The organism is Pseudomonas sp. HMSC063H08 (genome assembly GCF_001813645.1).
Taxonomy (GTDB): Bacteria; Pseudomonadota; Gammaproteobacteria; order Pseudomonadales; family Pseudomonadaceae; genus Pseudomonas; species Pseudomonas aeruginosa.
In genome coordinates this window covers 426-1,901 of the sequence record NZ_KV813531.1, presented here as the reverse complement: position 1 = coordinate 1,901, position 1,476 = coordinate 426, and the positions used below count along the sequence as shown (strand labels likewise).

The 1,476-nt window shown below is 54.5% G+C and carries 2 protein-coding genes; one reads left to right on the top strand and one right to left on the bottom strand.

The genetic code is table 11. The features are described from left to right. The first annotated feature begins 53 nt into the window (after positions 1-53). Positions 54-404: a DUF3742 family protein gene (locus HMPREF2924_RS34755; protein WP_023094875.1), complete on the top strand. Its 351-nt coding sequence runs from the start codon at positions 54-56 to the stop codon at positions 402-404. A 34-nt stretch (positions 405-438) separates the two neighbouring features. Here HMPREF2924_RS34755 and HMPREF2924_RS22155 read toward each other — a convergent pair. Further along, positions 439-1,476 (bottom strand): conjugal transfer protein TraG N-terminal domain-containing protein (locus tag HMPREF2924_RS22155; protein WP_070700660.1); only part of this gene is annotated, 1,038 nt, incomplete at its 5' end.

Here is a 1,476-nt window from a genome sequence, read left to right as displayed (position 1 = left end):
TCGGCGTATAGGTGATAGCAGGATGCCTCCCTCTGGGAGCCAGGAGATTGATGATGAACACGCACACCAACAAAGGTTTCGCCTCCCGGATCGGTTTTGGTCTGGGTACGCTTGTGCGTTTCTGCCTGCATGATCGTCGGCCTGCAGTGCGCTGGGTCAAGCGAACCTGCCTGGTCGTGGTGCTGTTCGTTATCTTTGCTCAGAACTTTACCTGGCTGGCCAGCGCTTTCATGACTTTGATGTCGTTTGGACTGATCGGATTTGCTTTAGTAAAAGGGGATGTGAAGTTAATGTCAGCTAATCGTGATGAAGATAAGGCAAGCTTATTTGATCACGATAATGGCTACCGTGATGGTCTATCTGGCTATGGTCATTATATTAATGGTATGCGTGTCGATGAGTGAGGTTTGGCCTGATCGAACCAGGCCAAGTTCAGCATTAGTTACCTTTCTGGATGCCGCTAGATACTGTTTTTATACCTGTCTCAGCAAGGTCTCCTGCCCTTGCTCCCGCTTTGCCAACAGCGTCTGTTCCAGCTTGAAGTCCACTTAAGACAGAGCCTACGCTTATCCCTGCCCAGCCTATAGCAGTTATCCACAGCATGGGCAATATAACGAACATTGCCCCCATCACGAAGTTCAAAATTGCATCTTGAGTAGCCGTATTCAGCCCCATGACTGGGTCAAATGAAAGATGCGGTGATCCCGAACCATAGAAGGCATCAAGTATCGTGCTGTCGATATATCTGGCCAACTGAAACCAGAAGTCGACGAATATCATTGCAAAGAATACAACCGTCATCGTCATGGCAACCTTCAGTTGATAGGTGCCGATGACCAGGACCATCGGAATGCAGATGATCATGGCCATCTTCAGGAACGACATCACCATCGGCAGCGCCTGGCGGACCATATCCATCGCCGGGAAGTAGGCCAGGCTACCCATTGCTACTCCGAGGGTGCCTCCGGCACGAGCCAGTCCATTCCAGACGGTTCCGCCCACCTGCCCGCCGTAATCGGTGTAGACGTTGCCCTTGACCTGGCTGGAGGGTGAGATCACCTGGCGAATGACTGCCTCGGTTACCTCGTCCTGGTTCAGCCATTTCGCCCACTTGAGGAAGCTGGTCATCAGGTCCGGATCCACCTGGCCCTTGATCCGATCACGCAAGCCGATCCCTGAGTCAGCCCACCACTGCTTGCAGGTTGGGTAGCCGCCACCACCGCCCACCTGAGGCAGGCCGGCATCGCGGGTGGCGTTGTAGGGCCACGACTGACGGGGACTCTTCGAGTAGTCGGTGTCGTAGTACCCCGGGGTGTTCAACAGGAATCGGGAGCCGATCCAGTTCAGGTCTTGCAACGCCTTGTTGTCCTCGGCGACGGAGCCCAGGTCGGGTTGCCGCATGAACAGCCGCGCACGGGAGGGCCCGTAGCAGTCCCTGGAGAAATCAGCGATTTCTTGTGCCAGCAGCGGGTTGTT